This window comes from Roseovarius aquimarinus, assembly GCF_043661195.1.
Taxonomy (GTDB): domain Bacteria; phylum Pseudomonadota; class Alphaproteobacteria; order Rhodobacterales; family Rhodobacteraceae; genus Roseovarius; species Roseovarius aquimarinus.
Genome location: NZ_JBIHMM010000001.1, coordinates 974,583 through 994,071 on the forward strand (window position 1 = coordinate 974,583; position 19,489 = coordinate 994,071).

A 19,489-nucleotide genomic window follows, 5' to 3' on the forward strand; every position below is an offset into this window, starting at 1 on the left:
GCCTAGTCTGACGGTCAAGGCCGCCCTTGCGGCGGCGCTCACCTACGCCCGAGGCCCGCGACCAACATGCGATCCCGCACCCTCGCCCGCATCGCCATCGCCCTGCCGACGCTACTCGTGATCTGGGCGGCGATCTTCGCGCTGCTCGAGGCGGCGCCGGGCGATCCCATGGCCGAGCTGCCCGCGACGATCCCCGCCGAGGTGCGGGAGGCCATGCGCGAGGCGCTGGGGCTGGGCCAAGCGGCGCCCCTGCGCTTCGCCCTCTGGCTCGAGCAGATGCTCCTGATCGAGCCGGCGGTCGCGATCGACGCCCTGCTCGGCACCAGCCTCGCCGCAGGCGAGGCGCGCATCCTAAGCTGGCAGACGCGTGGGCCGGTGATGGCGTTGATCGCGCAGCGCCTGCCGCAGACATTGGCGGTCATGGGCGGCGCCTACCTGATCGGAACGCTCGCCGCGATCTGGCTGGGGGTCGCATCGGCCCGCCGGCGCCGCGGCGCGCTCGACCGGGCGGGCGCCGTGGTGGCTTCCCTGGGCTATGCGCTGCCGCCCTTCTTCACGGCGGCGGTGCTCATCTATGTCTTCGGCATCTCGCTCGGTTGGACGCCCACGGTCTACGACACGACGCTCGATGTGACGGATTGGGCGAGCTTCGGCGCGCAGATGCGGCAGATGATCCTGCCCATCGCGGTGCTGAGCCTTCAGACGACCGCGCAGATCACACGCTACATGCGCGCGGCGATGCTGGACACGCTCGAGCGCGATCACATCCGCGCTGCCCGCGCCCACGGCCTGCCCGAGCGGCGCGTGATCTGGCACCGCGCGCTCCGCAATTCGCTCGTGCCGGTCGTGCCGGTCATCGCGCTCGGCGCGCCGCAGATCTTCGCCGGCGCGATCATCACCGAAGCGATCTTCGGCGTGAACGGCGTCGGACAGCTTCTGGTCACCTCCCTGCGCCAGGCCGATCTGCCGACGGTGCAGACCATCGCCGCCCTCGCCGCGCTCGCCATCGTTCTGGCCAACCTCGCCTCGGACATCGTGCTGGGCTGGATCGACCCGCGCCTCGCCGCCCCGGAGACGGCGCCGCGCAATGCGTGATCGGGGCACATACGCGGGCGGGGGCCTGATGGGCGCCATCGTGCTTTTCGTGCTGGCGGGGCCGCTCCTCTGGCCGCTCGGCCCAAGCGAGATGGACCTCGCCGCCCGCAATGCAGGCGCGAGCCTCGCGCATCCGCTCGGAACCGATCAGCTCGGGCGCGACATGCTGGCCCGGCTCATGGCGGGCGGGCGGCTATCGCTGGCGACGGGATTTGCGGCGATGGCGGTGGCGCTGTTGGTCGGCGCGGGCGTCGGCATCGCGGCGGGCCTGTCGCGCAGGCTCGACGCGCCGCTCATGCGGCTCACGGACCTCTTCCTGTCGCTGCCGGTCCTGCCGCTATTGCTCATAGCGGCCACGCTCTTTCGCGCGCCGCTCGCCGCGCGGTTCGGCGCTGAGGCGGGGCTCTTCATCCTCGTCGCCGGGTTGATCGGGCTGACCTCCTGGATGGCGCCCGCGCGCATCCTGCGCGGCGAGGTGCGCGGCCTGTCGCAAAGCGACATGATCCGCGCGGCGCGCAGCACCGGCACGCGCCTGCCGCAGATGATCGGGCGGCATATCCTGCCCGCCATCGCGGGCAGTCTCGGCGTCGCGGCCGCGCTCGGCGTCGCGTCGGCGATCTTGATGGAGAGCGCGCTCAGCTTTCTCGGCCTCGGTTTTCCCTCCGATATCGCAAGCTGGGGCCGCCTTCTGCATGAGGGCACGCCGCATCTCGGCAGCCATCCGGGCCGCGCGCTCTGGCCCGGCGCGCTCATCAGCGCGGTGGCGCTGGCGGCGACGCTGATGGGGGACGGGCTGCGCGATATGGCCAGCGGCGGGCGGCGCGCGGCTCGACAAGCGCGGCACATGGTCTAAGGTCCGCGCAACGCAACCCCCGAGGAGACAGGCATGCATTACGGCAGCGAGCGGCCCGAGATACTCAAGCACAACCCGCTGAAGGCGATCATCACCCCCCGCCCCATCGGCTGGATCGGAACGCTCGATCCCGGAGGGCTGCCGAACCTCGCCCCCTACTCCTTCTTCAACGCCATCGGCTCGGACCCCGATATGGTCATGTTCTCGAGCGAGGGGGCCAAGCATTCCGCCATGTATGCGCGCGAGCAGGGCGAGTTCACTTTCTCGCTCGCCACCGAAGCGCTGAAGGACGAGATGAACAAAAGCTCCGCGCCCGAGCCTTCGGGCGTCAGCGAGTTCGAGACGGCGGGGCTGGAGCAGGGCCGCCCGCAGATTATCCGCACGCCCTTCGTTGCGGCGAGCCCCGCAGCACTCGAATGCGTGACGCTCGACGTGATCCAGTTGCGCGACCGGCACGGCACGTTGCTCGACCGCTACATGGTGCTGGGTGAGGTGGTGCAGACGCATATCCGCGAGGAATTCATCGTGAACGGGCGGTTCGACACGGTGGGTGCGCGGCCCATCGCAAGGATGGGCTACCGCGACTACACGACCGTCACCGCCTCATGGGAGCTGGGCCGCCCCAGTGATTGAGGCGCCCGCGATGGCGGCGGCCTGCGCCAGATCGCTGCGGAAATCGGCCGTGGCGCGGGCGCGCGCCGCGTCGTCCTGAAGGCGCAGAAGGTAGGACGGGTGCAGCGTCAGCAGAACGTCATGGCCCGCAAGCCCCCGCTCGATCCGCCCGCGCCGCGCCGTGATACCCGCGCCCGAGCCGGTGAGCGCGAGCGCCGCCGTCGCCCCCATCGCAAGGATGAGCCGGGGCTGCGTTCGCGCGATCTCGGCATCGAGCCACCATTTGCAGCGCTCGACCTCGCCCGCATCGGGGCGCTGGTGGATGCGCCGCCGCCCGCGCGGGATATGCTTGAAATGCTTGACCGCGTTGGTCAGATACGCCGCGCCGCGATCGAGGCCCGCCTCTTCGGCGACGCGGGTGAAGAGCTGCCCCGCAGGTCCGACGAAGGGCCGCCCGGCCAAATCCTCCTGATCGCCCGGCTGCTCGCCCACGATCATCAGACGCGCGCGTTCGGGCCCCTCGCCGCACACGGCTTGCGTCGCATTGCAATGAAGCGGGCAGCGCGTGCAGGCGCGAATTTCGGCTTCGAGCCCCGCGCCGGTATCGACCCACGCGGATTTATGCGCGGCAAGCTGCGCCTGCGCACGGGCGGCGCGGATCGGTGGCAGCGTCGGCGCGGCCTCGGCCATCGCGCGGGCGCGGGCCGGGGCACTGTTGATCAGCTCAGGGATCGCCGCCGCCTCGGGCAGGTTTTTCCAATATTTGCGCGGCATTTCCGACGTCATCGCGCTGATCTTGAGCCGCGCCGGGTTGAAGATGTTGCGAAAATAGGTGAGCCAAAGCTCCTCGCTCGCATCCTCGGGCAGTTTCGGCGCGGGCTGCCCCGGCTCGAGCCGCACCGATGCGCCGTCATAGACGGCCGTCACATCGGGCGTGACGATCCGCCAGTCCATATCGGCGAAACGGTCGCGGAAAAAGGCGGTGTTCATCTCGAGCGTGTAATGCGTCGGCTCGAACCAGGCGGCGAAGCTGCGGCGATTTGAACGCGCATCTCCGATTTCCCGAAAACGCACGAAGGCGCGCATCTTGTGGCGGCAGCGATGCACCGCCTTTTCCATGGCGCGCAGCTTGGCAAGCTCGGGATCGGCGCGGTCTGACATGAGATGCGGCGCGCCCCGCAGCCGCCAGAGGAAGGCGTAGAGCCGCGCAAATCGCTGCGGATCGCTGTGGAAACATACCGAATTCGCCATCGCGACGAAGCTGCGCGGCACGGTGATCGCCTCGCCGCCCCTAGGGGCCTGAGCCTCGCCGCCGAAAAGATCGGGCGCATCCCCCTGCCCTTCGGCGTTCCAGAGCACATCCCGCGGCGGCACGCCCTCGGCCAGAAGGCCGCGCGCCGCATCGCGCCATATCCCGGCGGCCCCGATCAGCGGCACCGTGACCTGCCGCATCAGAAAAGGCTCATCTGCTCGGGCGGGGGCGCGAAACGCGCGCGCAGACCGGCGCTGTCGGTCAGGGCCCCCGGCGTCCAGCCGCCCGCCGTCACGAAGGCCCCCGCCTTCTTCATCGACGCGCCCATGCGCGCGATATCCTCGTAGCGAAGATGGCGATAGCGCCGCGTCGTCAGGATCCGGTTCACCGTCTTGACGCCGAAGCCCGGCACACGCAGCAGCAATTCGCGGCTGGCGCGGTTCACGTCGAGCGGGAAAAGCCCGCGATGCTGAAGCGCCCAGGCGAGCTTGGGGTCAATGGCGAGATCGAGGTTGCCGTCCGGCGTGACCGACGTGATCTCGTCCACATCGAACCCGTAGAAGCGCAGGAGCCAGTCGGCCTGATAGAGGCGATGCTCGCGCTGAAGGGGCGGGCTGATGAGCGGCAGCTTGGCGGAGCTGTCGGGGATGGGCGAGAAGGCGGAATAGTAGACGCGGCGCAGGCCGTACCCCGAATAAAGCCGAGTGGATTGCCCGAGAATGGTCGCATCGGTCGAGCCGTCGGCACCGATGATCACTTGCGTCGATTGCCCGGCGGGCGCGAATTTCGGCGGGCGCTTTCCGGTGTGGCTGCGATCCTTTGCCGCCTCGCGCCGCTGGCGCACATCGGCCATGGCGCGGCGGATCTGGCCGGGGTTCTTCTCGGGCGCATAGGTTTGGACCGCGGCATCGGTCGGCAGCTCGACATTGATCGAGAGGCGATCCGACAGAAGACCCGCTTCGGCGATCAGCTCGGGCGCGGCGTCGGGGATGGTCTTGAGATGGATGTAGCCCTTGAAATGCTCCTCATGACGCAGCTTGCGGGCGATCTGCACCATGTCGGACATGGTCGCATCGGGCGAGCGGATGACACCCGAAGACAGGAACAGCCCTTCGATATAGTTGCGGCGATAGAACTCAACGGTCAGCTTGACGACCTCATCGACGGAAAACCGCGCGCGCGGCACGTTCGAGGACACGCGGTTGATGCAATAGCTGCAATCATAGATGCAGAAATTGGTCATCAGGATCTTGAGCAGGCTGATGCAGCGCCCATCGGGCGCATAGCTGTGGCAGATCCCGGCGCCCGTGTTCGAGCCGAGCCCGCCGCCCCGCGCATTGCGCTTGGTGCCGCCGGACGACGCGCAGGAGGCGTCGTATTTGGCGGCGTCCGACAGGATCGCGAGCTTTTCGTCGAGGGTTTGGCGAGTCATGCGTTCTTTATATGTTCTCCCCGCCTCTCCGGCAAGTGCGGCAAAACGAAAGGGGCGCGCCTGTGGCACGCCCCCCGCATCTTTTCGGATGAATTCCGCTCAGGCCGCGCGGGCCGCCGCAATCGATTCCTCGAGAATGTCCATCGCCTCGGCAAAGACCTCGTCCTGGATGGTGATCGGCGCGAGAAAGCGGATCACGTTGCCATAGACGCCGCAGGTCAGCAGGATCAGGCCGCGCTTGAGCGCTTCCATACGGATGCGGTTCGTCATGTCGGGATTGGGCGCGCTGCCATCGGGCAGGTTGAACTCCGCCGCGACCATGAAGCCGGGGCCGCGCACATCCACCATCTCGGGCGTGGTCGAGCGGATCGACTCAAGGCGCTGCTTGAGCCGGGAGCCGAGCTCGTTCGCGCGGTTGCAGAGGTCTTCCTCCTCGATCACATCGAGCACGGCGTTCGACGCCGCGATGCCGAGCGGGTTGCCGCCATAGGTGCCGCCCAGACCGCCCGGATGCGCCGCATCCATGATCTCGGCGCGGCCCGTGAGCGCGGCCAGCGGCAGACCGCCCGCAAGGCCCTTGGCCATCGTGGTGATGTCCGCGGCGATGCCGTAGCCTTCCATTGCGAAGAGATTGCCGGTGCGCGCGAAGCCGGTCTGCACCTCGTCCGCGATCATGACGATGCCATGCTCGTCGCAGAGCTTGCGCAGACCGCGCATCAGCTCGGCGGGCGCCGGGTAGAAGCCGCCCTCGCCCTGCACCGGCTCGATGATGATGGCCGCGACGCGCTCGGGGTCGAGATCGGCCTTGAAGAGCTTCTGGATCGACGCCATCGCGTCCTCGGTCGAGACACCATGCAGGTCGATCGGGAACGGGATGTGAAAGACGTCAGGCATCATCGCGCCGAAGCCCTTCTTGTAGGGCGCAACCTTGCCGGTCAGCGACATGCCCATGAAGGTCCGGCCGTGGAAGGCGCCGCCGAAGGCGATCACGGCCGAGCGGCCGGTATGGATGCGCGCGACCTTGATCGCGTTCTCGACGGCCTCGGCGCCGGTCGTGACGAAGACGGTCTTCTTCTCGAAGTCGCCCGGCACCTTCTCGTTCAGACGCTCGGCGAGGCGAATGTAGCTCTCGTAGGGGAGCACCTGATGGCAGGTATGCGTGAACTTCGCGGCCTGGTCGGCCACGGCCTGCATGACCTTGGGGTGGCAATGGCCGGTATTGACCACGGCGATGCCGGCGGCGAAATCGATGTAGCGGTTGCCCTCGACATCCCAGACTTCGGCGTTCTTGGCATTGTCGGCATAGACCTGGGTCATCATGCCCACGCCCTGCGAAATGGCGCCGGTGCGGCGTTTTGCGATATCGGCGTTCAACATGACGCATCCTTTCGAGAAAATGTGACGGATCCGATGCGGATTCGCGCAATCGGGCTCGGCCCTGTGGATACGCCGTTTTCGCACCGCTCAAAAGTCTGTTTCTTGTGCGAAGCAAGTCATTGATTTATATGTCAGCAATGTAAAACTGTTCAGGACAGCAAACATGGCGGACCCGCGCGGCGATCTGGAACTCGGCCCGAGGCTCAAGGCGGTGCGCGCGCAAGCGGGGCTGTCGCAGCGGGCGCTGGCGAAAAAGACGGGCGTGCCCAACTCGACCATCTCCTTGATCGAGGCGGGCAAGATGAACCCTTCGGTGTCGGCGCTCAAACGCATTCTCGAAGGTATCCCAATCGCGCTGTCGGAATTCTTCGCCTATCAGCCCGAGGCCGAGCGCAAGGTCTTCTACGCCGCCGAGGAGTTGACCGAGATCGGCAAGAACGGCGTCTCGCTGCGCCAGATCGGCACCACGCTCTATGGCCGCGCGATGATGATCCTCTCCGAGACCTACGAGATCGGCGCCGATACCGGGCGCACCATGATCGGCCACGAGGCCGAGGAAGGCGGCATCGTCGTCAAGGGCCGCGTCGAGGTGACGGTGGGCGATCAGCGCAAGGTATTGGGGCCGGGCGACGCCTATTATTTCGACAGCCGCAATCCCCACCGCTTCCGCCAGGTCGGCCCCGAGCCTTGCCAGATCATCAGCGCCTGCACCCCACCGACGTTCTGATGGAAAAAAGGGCAGGCCCGCGGGCCTGCCCTTGTCGCTCACCGCATCGGCGCGGTCTCAGAACGGATCGTCGATCCGCATCGTCAGCGTCACGGTTCCGCGCACCGGCTGGCCGAATTGCAGGCGCACCCAGTTGCTCTCGGGCCCCTGCTTGGCCTCGTAATAGGGCGCGACATGGACGATCGCGCCGCTCGCGTTGCGCAAGGGACCGGCGGGGATGACCGATGTCACCGTCTGCGCGAAGGCGCCGAAGGGCAGGCTCTCGCCCGCTTCGATCGTCCATGTCGCCTGCGCCGATGGCTGCTCGAACTCGACGAGAAGCGGGCTGGAGACCGGATGCTCGATATTGCCGAAGGTGTTGTCGGCGAAGGCGATGTTCTTGATCCGGTTGTAGTCGAGATCGGCGAAGGTCGTGTCGATCCGCTCGATCCGCTCGATGGGATCGTCGATGATGCGGAAGGAGTTGCCGCTCACATTCACTCCATTGAGGAAATGGCCCGCGCCATGCGGCTTGACCACCAGGAAGGTGAACCAGGGCGCGACGTTGCCGGCCAGGAACACGTTGTCGACCATGTTGAGCGCGCTGAAGGAGAATTCGCTCGAGAATGCGGGCGCGCTGTCATGCTCGTTGCTCCATTCGATGAAGCAATTGTCGACATAGTTCGAATTCACCGTGGTGCGGCAATTCGTGCGCGTCAGGATGAGGCCTGCGGTGCGCGTGCCGTCGTTCGATTCGTCGCCCTGAAACCAGTGATTGCCCGAGACGATGTTGCTCGATCCCGCCAGAAGCGCGAAATGGCGAAAGCGCACCACGCGGTTGTCGCGCAGCTTGACGTCGTTGGCATTGGCGTTGATCGCGATGGCCTTGCGATCCGCGACAAGCGCGTCGCCTTCGTCCGACAGGAACTGACAGCGATCCACGATCATGCCCTGATCGCCGACCGCGAGGCTCGAAATGCCGCGATCCTTGGGCCGTGTGAAGAAACAGTCGCGGAAGTGAAACCCGGTGCCCGCTTGGGGCAGCATCACGCAACTGCAATCTCCGCCCGCCTGAAACTCGATATTCGACAGGCTGAACTTGCTGAGCTTCTCGAACCCGCTGAAATCGAGCATGTATTTGAAGCGCCGGAAGGTGAAGACCTGCGTGCCCGCCGCGTCGTAGAGCTGCTGGCTCAGCCGCACGGTCTGCGCCGCCACATCGACGCCCGAGACATAGACCTCGCGCCCCACGCCATTGCCTTCGACGACCGCCCCGACCGGGATGCTTGCCACATTGACCACGCCGGTCAGGCGCAGACTGTCGCTGGGCGAATAGGTCGCGCGCGACGTGATTACCTCGTCCATCCACGCCGCGCGGTCGAGCGCCGAGAATTGTCCGTTCTTGATGAGGCGGCGCTGGGAATAGCTCTTCTTGTCGGGCACGGCGGCGGCCATGTCGATCGGACCCGACAGCGAGATGATGCGCCCCTGCATGTCGAGCGACTCGTGCCCCACATTGTTCAGAAGCGCCTGAAATGCCTTGCGGAACCCCTCTTCCTCGTCGCCGAAGGCGTCGATATAGGCCGGCAGGTTGTAGTTGCGGGTGAGCGACAGGATATGCTCGCGCGCCATCGTGACCGTCCCGTCGAAGCGCACCGAGGATTGCATCGTCACGCTGCCGCCCAGCCGGTAGGTGCCGTCCGGCACAAGAACGTCGCGCCCCGCGGCGGCGGCATCGGCGGCCTCGAAGGCGGGGGCGTCGTCATGCACGCCGTCGCCGAGCGCGCCGAAATCGCGCACATCGACGACGTCGATCAGATCGCGCAGGAAGATCGAGGTGACGTCCTCGATCACCAGATCGTCGATGCGCACGATGCCGCCGTTGCCGCCGGTCAGATCGAGGCCGAAATGGCCGTAGGCGGCCTCCGGCCCCCATGCCATGTCGACGCCGGGCCTCTGGCCGGTGCCGACGATGGCGCTGACTTCGGTCACGCGCCCGTATTGCGCGAGGGCCTTGCCGGGGCCGATTGCGGTGACGCCGGTCAGTTCTGCACCGCCCGCGCGGCTCGGGCGCCCGGCGATGCGCACCGTCGGCAGGTTGCCCGAGAGGGCCTTGATGCGCGCGGTGATCCGCAGATAGCAGCCCGGCAGGATCGGCGTCTGGCCCGTGAAGCGCAGCCGCTGAACCGCCTGCGCCTTCTGCAGCTCGAGCGCGGGGCCGAAATCCTGATCGGCGGGCACGAAGGCCGCGCCCGGCGCGTTCAGATAGGTGTCCGAGCCCGGCGTGCCGTCCCCGCTCGACCAGACGCCCAGGCCGTCCGCAAAGCTGGGCGGCATGAAGACGATGCCCTCGGTAACTGCCTTGTTCATGATGCTAATCCCTTCCGCATCCGGGATGCCGCGCGGGCGCGCGGCGGCGGATGTCACTATTGAGGCCAAGCCGGGCGCGCCCGGTCGGCTCAGGGGATTAGCGAGCAGAGGTTAACGGCCTCTGGGGGCACCGTGACGATGGCGCGGCGTTCAGGCGGTGCCCTCGGTGGCGCGCCGGATCGTCACACCGTTGATCTTCCAGCCGTTTTCGCCTTCCTGCATCTGATATTCGAGGATGTGCAGCGCGCCTTCCAGATCGCGCACCATCACGTCCTGATAAAGACGCCCGCCCCGCTCCTCGAGTGCGAGAAAACGCAGATTGTCCGGGCGCCAGACCATCGGATAGCCGCCCTTGACCATCGCGCCGAAATTGCGCGCATTGCCGAACATGCCCTGGATCGTGGGGCTGGCATAGGTGAATGCCGTGTCGAAATCATCGGCCTCGAACGCCTCGATCTGCGCTTCGATGACGGCGCGGATCGGCTCTTCCTGTGCACGGGCGGGCGGGGCCAGAGCGAGTGCGGCGGCGGCGCAGAGCGCCATGAGAAAATGCTTCATGATCGTACCTCCCTATGAAAGGCACGATACGCCGCCAGTCACATCAGGCAAATCACACGCGCGTCAGGCCTGCCCGGCCAGCGCCCGAAGCTGCGACCAGAGCGCGTCCGGCACCTCGACGCTCGTCGCCTCCCGGCGGCCCTGCCCCGGCATGCGCGCACCCTCGTTGGCGGCAACGCCCTCGGCCACGCGGGCCAGGCGCGCGGCGAAATGCTCTGACATGCCCGGATCGATCAGCAGGTAGAACTGGCCCAGATCATGGGGCGCGCCCTCGGGCGCTTTCAGCGGCTTGACGTCCTGACTGGCGAGCCCGCCGGTCAGACCCGCCGCCAGCAGCTCCGCCATGAGCCCGAAACCCCACCCCTTGTAGCCGCCCATGCTGACGAGCGAGCCGCCGAGCGCGGCCTCGGGGTCGGTCGTGGGGTTGCCATCCTTGTCGACGGCCCAGCCCTCGGGGATCGCCTCGCCCGCCGCCTTGGCCATCGTGATCTTGCCGAGCGCGACGGTCGTGGTCGACTGGTCGAACTGCATGGCGATACCGCCCTCCCCGTCCGGCACCGAGAAGGCGATCGGGTTGGTGCCGATGACGCGCGTGCTGCCGCCCGGCGGCGCGACGATGGGCGTCGCATTCGTGAGGCCCAGCCCGATCAGCCCGGCGCGCGCGATCTGCCCGGTGAAATAGCCGAGCGATGTGCAGGTATGCGCATGGCAGACGGCCAGCGAGGCGGTGCCGTTCTCGCGGCAGGCCGCGATGGCTTCGGGCAACGCTTTCTCGAAGGCCGCCTGCGCGAAGCCGAAACGCGCATCGACGCGGACCGAGCCGGGGCGCGGGCGCGTGACGCCCGGCACCGCCCCACCCTTGACCCGCCCGGTCTCGAGCTGCTGGCAATAGCTTTCGAGGTAATAGAGCCCGCAGATCCGGTTGCCTGTCGCCTCCGCTTCGCGGATGGCATCGGCCACGCTGGCGGCGATCCACTCTTCGGCGCCGTGGCGCATGAGGGCGGTCTTGGAGAGGGCTTCGATTTCGCGGGTCTCGATGACGGGCATGGCAGGCTCCTTGGATTGTGCCGCCTTTTGCGCCGCCAGCCTGCCCGCGTCAATCGCGCAGACGCCTAGCCGGGCACGAGGCGTCCATGCTCGAGCCTGAGGACACGGTCCATCCGCGCCGCAAGCTCCAGATTATGCGTCGCGATCAGCGCCGAGAGACCCGTCTCGCGCACCAGCCCCAGAAGCGCGGCGAAGACCTGATCCGAGGTCGCGGGATCGAGGTTCCCGGTCGGCTCGTCCGCCAGAAGAAGGCGCGGCTTGTTCGCCAGCGCCCGGCAGAAGGCGACGCGCTGCTGCTCGCCGCCCGACATGGCGGAGGGGCGATGCGACGCGCGCGCGCCGATGCCGACATGATCGAGCAATTCCTGCGCGCGGGCATTCGCCTCGGCGCGCGGAACACCGTCGGCAAGTTGCGGCAGGACGATGTTTTCGAGCGCCGAAAACTCCGGCAGCAGGTGATGGAACTGGTAGACGAAGCCCACGTCGCGCCGCCGCGCGATGGTGCGCCGCCGGTCGCCGAGGCCGGTCATTACCTCGCCGCCGATCGACACCTCGCCCGCATCGGCCGTGTCGAGAAGGCCTGCGATATGCAGCAGCGTCGACTTGCCCGCGCCCGACGGCGCGACCAGCGCCGCGATCTCGCCGCGCGCCAGATCGAGATCGGCGCCCCGCAGCACCGCGATTTCAGCCTCCGTGCCGCGGTTGTAGATCTTCTCGATGCCCTTGAGGCGCAGCACGGGATCACTCATAGCGCAATGCCTCCACCGGGTTCATCCGCGCGGCGCGGCGCGCGGGAAAGATGGTCACGATGAACGACAGCGACAGCGACAGCGCGACCGCCGACATCACGTCCTCGAATTGCAGCTTGGCCGGCAGGTAATAGATGCCGCGCACCGACGGATCCCAGATCTCGCCCCCCATCGCCCAATTCACGAAGGCGAAGAGCGGATCGATATAGATGGCGAAGAGGCAGCCGAGGATCACGCCCATCGCCGTGCCGATGATCCCCGTGAAGGCCCCGCAGATGAAGAAGACCCGCAGCACCGCGCCCTCGGTCAGGCCCATCGTGCGCAGGATGCCGATATCGCGGCCCTTGTTCTTGACCAGCATGATGAGACCGCTCGTGATGTTCATCGCCGCGATCAGCACGAGAATCGACAGGATGATGAACATCACGTTGTCCTCAACCTCGAGCGCGCGCAGGAACCCGCCCGACTGGTCCTTCCACGTCCAGAGGAGCGCGCGCTCGCCCGCCGCCTGCATCAGCGGCACGGCCAGATCGCCCACATTCTCCGGGTCCTCGACCATCACCTCGAGCTCGTCCGCCGCGCCCTCGCGGTTGAAGTAGGATTGCGCCTCCTCGAAAGGCATGTAGACGCGCGTGCGGTCGATGTCCCAGCGCCCGGCGGTGAAGATATATGCCACGTGATAGGCATTGACGCGCGGCGTGGTGCCGAAGGCGGTCTTGACCCCGCCCGGCGAGATGATCTTGACCCGGTCGCCCACGCCCACGCCCAATTCGCGCGCCACGCCCGAGCCGATGGCGATCCCCTCGCCGAAGCGCTCGATATCGCCCTGCCCCGTTTCGGGATCGGCGATGCGCGGAATGCCCTTCAGATCCTCGAGGCTGATGCCGAAAACCTCGACGCCCGCGTTCCGGTCGCGCGCGTTGGCCATGACCTGACCCTTGACGAGGGGCGCCACGCGCGTCACGCCCGGCACCGCGCGCACGCGCTCGGCCATGGCGGGGTACTCCTCGATCATCCGGTCTATCCGGCCCGAGACCGCATCGACCTCGCCCGCGTCATAGACGGTGACATGCGCGTTCGAGCCGAGGATCGTATCGACGAATTCCGCGCGGAAGCCCGCGCGGACAGCCAGTGTCGCGATGAGTGCCAGCACCGCGAGCGTGATGCCGATCAGCGAAATCCATGTCATCACGCTCACGCCGCCCTCGGCGCGTTTGGCGCGCAGATAGCGCCACGCGATCATCCATTCATAGGGGGCGAAAGGGGCGGTCTTGCCAGCCAATGGACGTCCTCCGGGTCAAATCCGCCGCAACTTGCGCCGGGGGCCGCACCGCGTCAAGCCGCGCGGGCCCGGCGCCGGCGAAAGGGCGCGCGCAACAGCGCGAGAAACGCGCCGCTGACCGCCATGCCCGCCGCGAACCCCGTGCCAGCGAAGATGCCGCCCGCCGGCGTGAGCGGCAATGCCGGCTCGAATGCCTCCCATGCCGCCCCGGCGATTTCGGGATCGGCGAAACTGCGCATCCGGTAGGCACGGGTGAACGGCCCCGCATCCCGGAGCACCCTCAGATCGGCCGAAAGGCGCTCGTGCCGGACGATCACACGGCCCATCGTCTCGGCCCGCTTGGCTCCCATCGCGCTTCCCTCGGCCAGATCTTCCAGCGCGGCGGCGCGGCCCAGGCCCAGCGCGGCGGCATCGGCATCGAACTCGGCCACGAAGCGGCTCAGCTCGTCCACCGCGCCGCCCAATCGCTGCACGTATTGCTGCGAGAACTCCGGAAACTGCGACAGCCCCGCCGCTCCGGCGATCCCGCCCGCCAGCGTCAGGGCCCGCCCCAGCATGTCAGAGCGGCGAGGTCACGCGGTGATCCGCATAGATCTGCGCCAGACGCTCGAGCGCCGCCTCGGGCGGCATCTCCTCGCTCTCGCCGGTGCGGCGGCTGGTCAGCTCGACCACGCCGTTCTTGAGGCCGCGCGGCCCGACCGTGATGCGCCACGGCAAACCGATGAGGTCCATCGTCGCGAACTTGCCGCCCGCCCGCTCGTCGCGGTCGTCGTAAAGCGGATCGAGGCCCAGCGCGACCATGCCCTGATAGAGCGCGTCGCAGGCCGCATCCGCCTCGGCATCGCCCTGCTTGAGGTTCACGATCCCGGCGTGGAAGGGCGTCACGCCCTCGGGCCAGATGATGCCCTTGTCGTCATGGCTCGCCTCGATGATCGCGCCGACGAGGCGGCTCACGCCGATGCCGTGGCTGCCCATATGGACCGGCACGGATCTGCCGTCCGGCCCCTGCACATTGGCGCCCATGGCGTCGGAATACTTGGTGCCGAAATAGAAGATCTGCCCCACTTCGATCCCGCGCGCGGTGCGGCGGCGTTCCTCGGGGATGGCATTGAAGAGCGCCTCGTCATGCGTCTCGTCGGTGCGCGCATAGCGGCTGGTGAATTCCTCGAGCACCGCGCGGCAGGCCTCGTGGCTGTCGTAATCCACCTCGCGATCGCCGAATTTCAGATCGGTGATCTCGCTGTCATAGAAAACCTCGCTCTCGCCGGTCTCGGCCAGCACGAGGAATTCATGCGTGTCATCGCCGCCGATCGGCCCCGAATCCGCGCGCATCGGGATCGCCTGAAGGCCCATCCGTTCGTAGGTGCGCAAGTAGCTGACCAGATGGCGGTTGTAGGAATGCAGCGCATCCTCGCGCGTCAGATCGAAGTTGTAGCCGTCCTTCATGTAGAACTCGCGGCCGCGCATCACGCCGAAGCGCGGACGGATCTCGTCGCGGAACTTCCACTGGATGTGATAGAGCGTCAGCGGCAGGTCCTTGTAGCTGCCCACATGGCTGCGGAAGATGTCGGTGACCATCTCCTCGTTGGTCGGCCCGTAGAGCAGATCGCGCCCCTGCCGATCCTTGATCCTCAGCATTTCCGGCCCGTAAGCATCATAGCGCCCGCTTTCGGTCCAGAGGTCCGCCGATTGCAGCGTCGGCATCAGCATCGGGATATGGCCCGCGCGCACCTGCTCCTCGTGCACGATGTTCTCGAGCTTGCGCAGCACCTTGAAGCCCATCGGCAGCCAGGAATAGATCCCCGCCCCGGCCTGCTTGATCATGCCCGCGCGCAGCATCAGGCGGTGCGAGACGATTTGCGCCTCGGAAGGCGTCTCTTTCAGAACGGGCAGGAAATAGCGGGACAGGCGCATGAAGGGTCCTCTCGGAGGGTGCAATGATCTTGCCCCCGTTTACGGCCCAGCGCGCGCGCGGGCAAGCGCAGCCTGCGGCCCCTGCCCGGGCCGGGCGCAATCACGCCCTTGAAAGCGCCCGCCGCTTGGGCGACATAGAGACGGTATCCAGAAAGGACATCATGGCCCTGCCCGTCGCGACGCAGCTGAAATACTGGGGGATCGCCGCGGCGGTCTTCTTTGTCGTGCTTTGGGCGCTCGGAGACGTGATCCTGCCCTTCCTGATCGGCGCCGCCGTCGCCTATTTCCTCGATCCGCTGGCCGACCGCCTCGAAAGCGTCGGCCTCAGCCGTGCGCTGTCGGTCGCGGTCATCACGGTTCTCGGCATCCTGATCTTCGTGGCGACCGTCCTCGTGGTGGTCCCGACGCTCAGCAATCAGGCCACCGCCCTCGTCGAAAGCGCGCCGGAGCTCTCGCGCAAGCTTCAGGAATTCGTGACGCGGCATTTCCCCGAGCTGGCGGATGCCGACAGCGCATTGCGCCAGTCGCTCACCGCCATCGGCGACACGATCAAGGAGCGCGGCGGCCAGATGCTCGAGACGCTCCTCGGCTCGGTCTCCTCGCTCATCAGCATCGCCGTGCTCTTCGTCGTGGTTCCGGTCGTGGCCGTCTACCTGCTTTATGACTGGGACCGCATGGTGGCGCGCATCGACGATCTGCTCCCGCGAGAGCATGCGCCGGTGATCCGCTACCTCGCGAGCGAGATCGACAAGACGATGTCGGGCTTCATCCGCGGCATGGGGACGGTCTGCCTGATCCTCGGCACCTATTACGCGGTGGCGCTGATGCTGGCGGGGCTGCAATTCGGCCTCGTGGTCGGATTCGCGGCGGGCCTTCTGACCTTCATTCCCTATGTCGGCGCGCTGGTGGGCGGCGTGCTCGCCATCGGCCTCGCGCTCTTCCAATTCTGGGGCGACTGGATTCAGATCGGACTCGTGGCAGCGATCTTCGTGCTGGGCCAGACGATCGAGGGCAATGTCCTGACGCCCAAGCTCGTCGGCAGCTCCATCGGCCTGCACCCCGTGTGGCTCATCTTCGCGCTGTCGGTCTTCGGCGCGCTCTTCGGCTTCGTCGGCATGCTGATCGCGGTCCCGGTGGCCGCGGCGATCGGCGTTCTCGCGCGGTTCGCGATCGGCCAGTACAAACACAGCCAGCTTTACCGCGGATCCGTGGACCAAGACGGGCCCTGATGGCGCGCCGTCCCGTCGCCCCACCCCGGCAGCTCAGTCTGGATCTCGTCTCGATGCCCGCACAGGGACGAGACGATTTCTACGTCTCCTCCGCCAACGCCACCGCCGTCGCCCTGATCGAGGGGTGGCAGGACTGGCCCGCGCGCAAGCTGGCGCTGAACGGCCCTCCCGGCTCGGGCAAGACGCATCTCGTGCATGTCTGGCGCGATCTGTGCGGCGCGCGGATCCTGCCGGCGCGGGAGCTTCCCGGCGCCGATATCCCCGCGCTTGCGGCGGGCCATGTCGCCATCGAGGGCGCCGACACCATCGCCGGGGACCGCGCCGCCGAGGAAGCGTTCTTCCATCTGCACAACCTCGCGCTGGCCGAGGGCAATTCGCTCCTCATCACCGCGCGCGCGGCGCCCAATCACTGGCCGCTCGTCCTGCCCGATCTGGCCAGCCGCATGCAGGCAACCCCCACCTGCACGCTCAAGGAGCCCGATGACGAGCTTCTTGCCGCCGTCCTCATGAAGCAGATGGGCGACCGGCAGATCCTGCCCACGCCCGGAACGATCCCCTACCTCGTGCGCCGCATGCCGCGCGCCTTCGGCGATGCCGGCCGCGTGGTCGAAGCGATCGACCGGCTCGCGCTCGAGCGCCGCCGCCCCGTCACCCGCGCCCTCGCCGCCGAGGCGCTGGACAAACTCGGGCTCTGAGACCAGACTCGGGGCAAATCGGCACGGGCGCCGGGCACATCGTCACATTCCCGTCATATCAGGACGTTATCTCGCAGATCATGAGCATCGCCGACTTTCTTTCCTCCCCCTTCCCGCCCGCGCAGGACCTTCCCGATCTCGATCCCACGGGGCCGGGCCGCTTCTATAACCGAGAGCTCAGCTGGCTCGGCTTCAACTGGCGTGTGCTGGAAGAGGCGCAGAACCCGCGCGTGCCCCTGCTCGAGCGGCTGCGCTTCCTGTCGATCTCGGCCACAAACCTCGACGAGTTCTACAACGTGCGCGTCGCGGGCCTGCGCGAACTGGCCCGCGCCGGGAACACCACGCCCGCCGCCGACGGGCTGACGCCCGCCGAACAGCTCGTGCTCATCAACGAGAATGCCCGCCGCCTACTCGGCGCGCAGCAGCTTTGCTTCCAGCAGCTCCGCGACGAGCTCGCGGGCGAGAACATCACCATCATGCGGCCCGAGAACCTGACCGAGGCCGATCGTACCTATCTCGACGATGTTTTCCTGAACAAGGTGTTTCCGGTCTTGTCGCCCCTCGCGATCGACCCCGCGCATCCCTTTCCGTTCATTCCCAATCTCGGCTATTCGCTTGCGCTGAACCTCATCCGCACGCGCGACAAACGCCCGCTTCAGGCGCTTCTGCCGATCCCTCAGCAGATCGACCGCTTCGTGTCGCTGCCCGCCGAGGACGGCGCGCATCGGTTCCTGCCGCTCGAGGAAGTGCTGCTGCTGCATCTGCACTCGCTTTTCCCGGGCTACAAATACAAGGGGCATTGCGCCTTCCGCGTTCTGCGCGACAGCGATCTCGAAGTCGAGGAAGAGGCCGAGGATCTCGTGCGCGAGTTCGAGGTCGCGCTCAAGCGGCGCCGCAGGGGTGAAGTGGTGCGCATGAACATCTCGGTCGGCGCGCCCGAGGCGCTGCAACAGCTCGTCATGGAGGAATTGCACGTCACCCGCGACGAGGTTGTGGACGTGGATGGCATGATCGGCCTTGCCGACCTCAAGGAGCTGGTGCTCGATGCGCGGCCCGATCTGCTCTGGCCCAGCTTCTCGCCCCGCGTGCCCGAGCGTGTGCAGGATTTCGACGGCGACATGTTCGCCGCGATCCGCCAGAAGGACATGCTGCTGCACCATCCCTACGAGACGTTCGACATGGTCGTGCGCTTCCTGGCGCAGGCGGCGAACGATCCCGACGTCGTGGCGATCAAGCAAACGCTCTACCGCACATCGAACCTCTCGCCCATCGTCGAGGCGCTTTGCGAAGCCGCCGAGAACGGCAAGTCCGTCACTGCACTCGTCGAGCTCAAGGCGCGTTTCGACGAGGCCGCGAACATCCGGCAGTCCCGCCGCCTCGAGCGCGCGGGCGCGCATGTGGTCTACGGCTTTCTCGATCTCAAGACCCACGCCAAGATCAGCACCGTCGTGCGCCGCGAGGGCGACAATCTCGTCACCTACACGCATTACGGGACCGGCAATTACCACCCGATCACGGCGCGGATCTATACCGATCTGTCCTTCTTCACCTGCAACACCGCGCTCGGGCGCGATGCGACCAAGGTGTTCAACTACCTTTCGGGCTACGCCCAGCCCGACCACCTCGAGAATCTCGCCATCTCGCCCATCACGCTCAAGCCGCGCCTGCTCGAGATGATCGAAGCCGAAATCGAGCACGCGAAAGCCGGGCGCCCAGCCGAGATATGGGCCAAGATGAACGCGCTGATCGAGCCGGGCATCATCGACGCGCTCTATGCCGCAAGCCAGGCGGGCGTGCGCATCAGCCTCGTCGTGCGCGGCATCTGCGGGCTGAGGCCGGGCGTGAAGGGCCTCAGCGACAATATCCGCGTGAAATCCATCGTGGGCCGCTTTCTCGAACACAGCCGCATCGTGTGTTTCGGCAACGGCTTCGGCCTGCCGCACAAGAAGGCGCGCGTCTTCATCTCCTCCGCCGACTGGATGGGGCGCAGCATGAACCGCCGGGTGGAGACCCTGATCGAGATCGACAACCCGACCGTGAAAGCGCAGATCACCAGCCAGGTCATGGCCGCTAACATGGCCGACACGGCGCAAAGCTGGGTCATGGATCCAAGCGGCGCGTTCTTGCGCGCGGCCCCGGCCGAGGGAGAATTCGCGTTCAACTGCCACCGCTTCTTCATGGAGAACCCGTCGCTGTCGGGTCGCGGCTCGGCCGGCGCGGCGGATGTGCCGCAGCTCACGCACGCCGAAGATTGATGCGTCTTCGCGCGCGCCTTGACGTTGACGCGGCCGCCCTCATTGGCACATAACGCCCCTACC

General features: G+C 67.1%; 17 protein-coding genes. 7 read left to right on the plus strand and 10 right to left on the minus strand.

The features are described from left to right. Nucleotides 1-66: 66 nt before the first annotated feature. The 3 genes from ACGRVM_RS04610 to ACGRVM_RS04620 are packed head-to-tail and all read left to right on the plus strand — an operon-like array spanning nt 67 to nt 2,581. A complete protein-coding gene (locus tag ACGRVM_RS04610) occupies nt 67-1,095 on the plus strand; it encodes an ABC transporter permease (protein WP_377168223.1) in 1,029 nt (342 codons plus the stop codon). After that, nucleotides 1,088-1,948 carry an ABC transporter permease gene (locus ACGRVM_RS04615; RefSeq protein ID WP_377168221.1) on the plus strand — a complete coding sequence of 287 codons (861 nt, stop codon included), beginning with the start codon at nt 1,088-1,090 and terminating at the stop codon, nt 1,946-1,948. Before ACGRVM_RS04610 ends, ACGRVM_RS04615 begins: the two co-directional genes overlap by 8 nt. Before the next feature lie 33 nt (nt 1,949-1,981). Next, the gene (locus ACGRVM_RS04620) at nt 1,982-2,581 is read left to right on the plus strand and encodes a flavin reductase family protein (RefSeq protein ID WP_377168219.1); all 600 of its coding nucleotides are present in this window, start codon (nt 1,982-1,984) and stop codon (nt 2,579-2,581) included. Here ACGRVM_RS04620 and ACGRVM_RS04625 read toward each other — a convergent pair. The 3 genes from ACGRVM_RS04625 to ACGRVM_RS04635 form a co-directional block, all read right to left on the minus strand. Beyond that, a complete protein-coding gene (locus ACGRVM_RS04625) occupies nt 2,552-4,012 on the minus strand; it encodes a UdgX family uracil-DNA binding protein (RefSeq protein ID WP_377168217.1) in 1,461 nt (486 codons plus the stop codon). The genes ACGRVM_RS04620 and ACGRVM_RS04625 overlap by 30 nt on opposite strands. Next, complete coding sequence (locus tag ACGRVM_RS04630) at nt 4,012-5,244, minus strand: putative DNA modification/repair radical SAM protein (protein ID WP_377168215.1); 1,233 nt, start codon at nt 5,242-5,244, stop codon at nt 4,012-4,014. The genes ACGRVM_RS04625 and ACGRVM_RS04630 overlap by 1 nt, the downstream gene beginning before the upstream one ends. Nucleotides 5,245-5,343: 99 nt before the next feature. Beyond that, complete coding sequence (locus ACGRVM_RS04635) at nt 5,344-6,621, minus strand: 4-aminobutyrate--2-oxoglutarate transaminase (protein WP_377168213.1); 1,278 nt, start codon at nt 6,619-6,621, stop codon at nt 5,344-5,346. A 163-nt stretch (nt 6,622-6,784) separates the two neighbouring features. On the opposite strand from ACGRVM_RS04635, the gene ACGRVM_RS04640 reads away from it, so the two are divergent. Continuing rightward, entirely contained in the window at nt 6,785-7,348 is a 564-nt protein-coding gene (locus ACGRVM_RS04640; protein ID WP_377168211.1) for a cupin domain-containing protein, read from the plus strand. A 57-nt stretch (nt 7,349-7,405) separates the two neighbouring features. Here the strand turns inward: ACGRVM_RS04640 and ACGRVM_RS04645 are convergent, their stop codons facing one another. The 7 genes from ACGRVM_RS04645 to proS form a co-directional block, all read right to left on the minus strand. After that, nucleotides 7,406-9,697 carry a glycosyl hydrolase family 28-related protein gene (locus ACGRVM_RS04645; protein ID WP_377168209.1) on the minus strand — a complete coding sequence of 764 codons (2,292 nt, stop codon included), beginning with the start codon at nt 9,695-9,697 and terminating at the stop codon, nt 7,406-7,408. A gap of 150 nt (nt 9,698-9,847) precedes the next feature. Continuing rightward, nucleotides 9,848-10,255, minus strand: a complete 408-nt coding sequence (locus tag ACGRVM_RS04650; RefSeq protein WP_377168207.1) for a DUF4864 domain-containing protein — start codon at nt 10,253-10,255, stop codon at nt 9,848-9,850. A gap of 63 nt (nt 10,256-10,318) precedes the next feature. After that, nucleotides 10,319-11,302: an Ldh family oxidoreductase gene (locus tag ACGRVM_RS04655; RefSeq protein ID WP_377168205.1), complete on the minus strand. Its 984-nt coding sequence runs from the start codon at nt 11,300-11,302 to the stop codon at nt 10,319-10,321. 65 nt (nt 11,303-11,367) lie between these two features. Beyond that, entirely contained in the window at nt 11,368-12,051 is a 684-nt protein-coding gene (locus ACGRVM_RS04660; RefSeq protein WP_377168203.1) for an ABC transporter ATP-binding protein, read from the minus strand. Continuing rightward, complete coding sequence (locus ACGRVM_RS04665; protein ID WP_377169992.1) at nt 12,044-13,294, minus strand: lipoprotein-releasing ABC transporter permease subunit; 1,251 nt, start codon at nt 13,292-13,294, stop codon at nt 12,044-12,046. The genes ACGRVM_RS04660 and ACGRVM_RS04665 overlap by 8 nt, the downstream gene beginning before the upstream one ends. Before the next feature lie 92 nt (nt 13,295-13,386). After that, on the minus strand, nt 13,387-13,890 hold the full coding sequence (locus ACGRVM_RS04670) for a DUF2937 family protein (RefSeq protein WP_377168201.1): 504 nt from the start codon (nt 13,888-13,890) through the stop codon (nt 13,387-13,389). A 1-nt stretch (nt 13,891) separates the two neighbouring features. Then, nucleotides 13,892-15,247 (minus strand): proline--tRNA ligase, encoded by a 1,356-nt coding sequence (gene proS, locus ACGRVM_RS04675; RefSeq protein WP_377168199.1) that lies wholly within the window; start codon nt 15,245-15,247, stop codon nt 13,892-13,894. Between the two features lie 161 nt (nt 15,248-15,408). Here proS and ACGRVM_RS04680 point away from each other — a divergent pair, with 161 nt between their 5' ends. The 3 genes from ACGRVM_RS04680 (at nt 15,409) to ACGRVM_RS04690 (ending at nt 19,426) form a co-directional block, all read left to right on the plus strand. Then, the gene (locus ACGRVM_RS04680) at nt 15,409-16,476 is read left to right on the plus strand and encodes an AI-2E family transporter (protein ID WP_377168197.1); all 1,068 of its coding nucleotides are present in this window, start codon (nt 15,409-15,411) and stop codon (nt 16,474-16,476) included. Then, nucleotides 16,476-17,171 carry a P-loop NTPase family protein gene (locus ACGRVM_RS04685; RefSeq protein ID WP_377168195.1) on the plus strand — a complete coding sequence of 232 codons (696 nt, stop codon included), beginning with the start codon at nt 16,476-16,478 and terminating at the stop codon, nt 17,169-17,171. Before ACGRVM_RS04680 ends, ACGRVM_RS04685 begins: the two co-directional genes overlap by 1 nt. Before the next feature lie 80 nt (nt 17,172-17,251). After that, complete coding sequence (locus tag ACGRVM_RS04690; protein ID WP_377168193.1) at nt 17,252-19,426, plus strand: RNA degradosome polyphosphate kinase; 2,175 nt, start codon at nt 17,252-17,254, stop codon at nt 19,424-19,426. The last annotated feature ends 63 nt before the right edge of the window (nt 19,427-19,489 follow it).

What these genes read in the sequence shown, in the direction of transcription:
- ACGRVM_RS04610 (WP_377168223.1), top strand. Translation starts at nt 67, where the DNA reads ATGCGATCCCGCACCCTCGCCCGCATCGCCATCGCCCTGCCGACGCTA.
- ACGRVM_RS04645 (WP_377168209.1), bottom strand. Translation starts at nt 9,697, where the DNA reads ATGAACAAGGCAGTTACCGAGGGCATCGTCTTCATGCCGCCCAGCTTT.
- ACGRVM_RS04680 (WP_377168197.1), top strand. Translation starts at nt 15,409, where the DNA reads ATGGCCCTGCCCGTCGCGACGCAGCTGAAATACTGGGGGATCGCCGCG.
- ACGRVM_RS04620 (WP_377168219.1), top strand. Translation starts at nt 1,982, where the DNA reads ATGCATTACGGCAGCGAGCGGCCCGAGATACTCAAGCACAACCCGCTG.
- ACGRVM_RS04665 (WP_377169992.1), bottom strand. Translation starts at nt 13,294, where the DNA reads ATGATCGCGTGGCGCTATCTGCGCGCCAAACGCGCCGAGGGCGGCGTG.
- ACGRVM_RS04685 (WP_377168195.1), top strand. Translation starts at nt 16,476, where the DNA reads ATGGCGCGCCGTCCCGTCGCCCCACCCCGGCAGCTCAGTCTGGATCTC.
- ACGRVM_RS04660 (WP_377168203.1), bottom strand. Translation starts at nt 12,051, where the DNA reads ATGAGTGATCCCGTGCTGCGCCTCAAGGGCATCGAGAAGATCTACAAC.
- ACGRVM_RS04635 (WP_377168213.1), bottom strand. Translation starts at nt 6,621, where the DNA reads ATGTTGAACGCCGATATCGCAAAACGCCGCACCGGCGCCATTTCGCAG.
- ACGRVM_RS04640 (WP_377168211.1), top strand. Translation starts at nt 6,785, where the DNA reads ATGGCGGACCCGCGCGGCGATCTGGAACTCGGCCCGAGGCTCAAGGCG.
- ACGRVM_RS04670 (WP_377168201.1), bottom strand. Translation starts at nt 13,890, where the DNA reads ATGCTGGGGCGGGCCCTGACGCTGGCGGGCGGGATCGCCGGAGCGGCG.
- ACGRVM_RS04655 (WP_377168205.1), bottom strand. Translation starts at nt 11,302, where the DNA reads ATGCCCGTCATCGAGACCCGCGAAATCGAAGCCCTCTCCAAGACCGCC.
- ACGRVM_RS04650 (WP_377168207.1), bottom strand. Translation starts at nt 10,255, where the DNA reads ATGAAGCATTTTCTCATGGCGCTCTGCGCCGCCGCCGCACTCGCTCTG.
- proS (WP_377168199.1), bottom strand. Translation starts at nt 15,247, where the DNA reads ATGCGCCTGTCCCGCTATTTCCTGCCCGTTCTGAAAGAGACGCCTTCC.
- ACGRVM_RS04690 (WP_377168193.1), top strand. Translation starts at nt 17,252, where the DNA reads ATGAGCATCGCCGACTTTCTTTCCTCCCCCTTCCCGCCCGCGCAGGAC.
- ACGRVM_RS04630 (WP_377168215.1), bottom strand. Translation starts at nt 5,244, where the DNA reads ATGACTCGCCAAACCCTCGACGAAAAGCTCGCGATCCTGTCGGACGCC.
- ACGRVM_RS04615 (WP_377168221.1), top strand. Translation starts at nt 1,088, where the DNA reads ATGCGTGATCGGGGCACATACGCGGGCGGGGGCCTGATGGGCGCCATC.
- ACGRVM_RS04625 (WP_377168217.1), bottom strand. Translation starts at nt 4,012, where the DNA reads ATGCGGCAGGTCACGGTGCCGCTGATCGGGGCCGCCGGGATATGGCGC.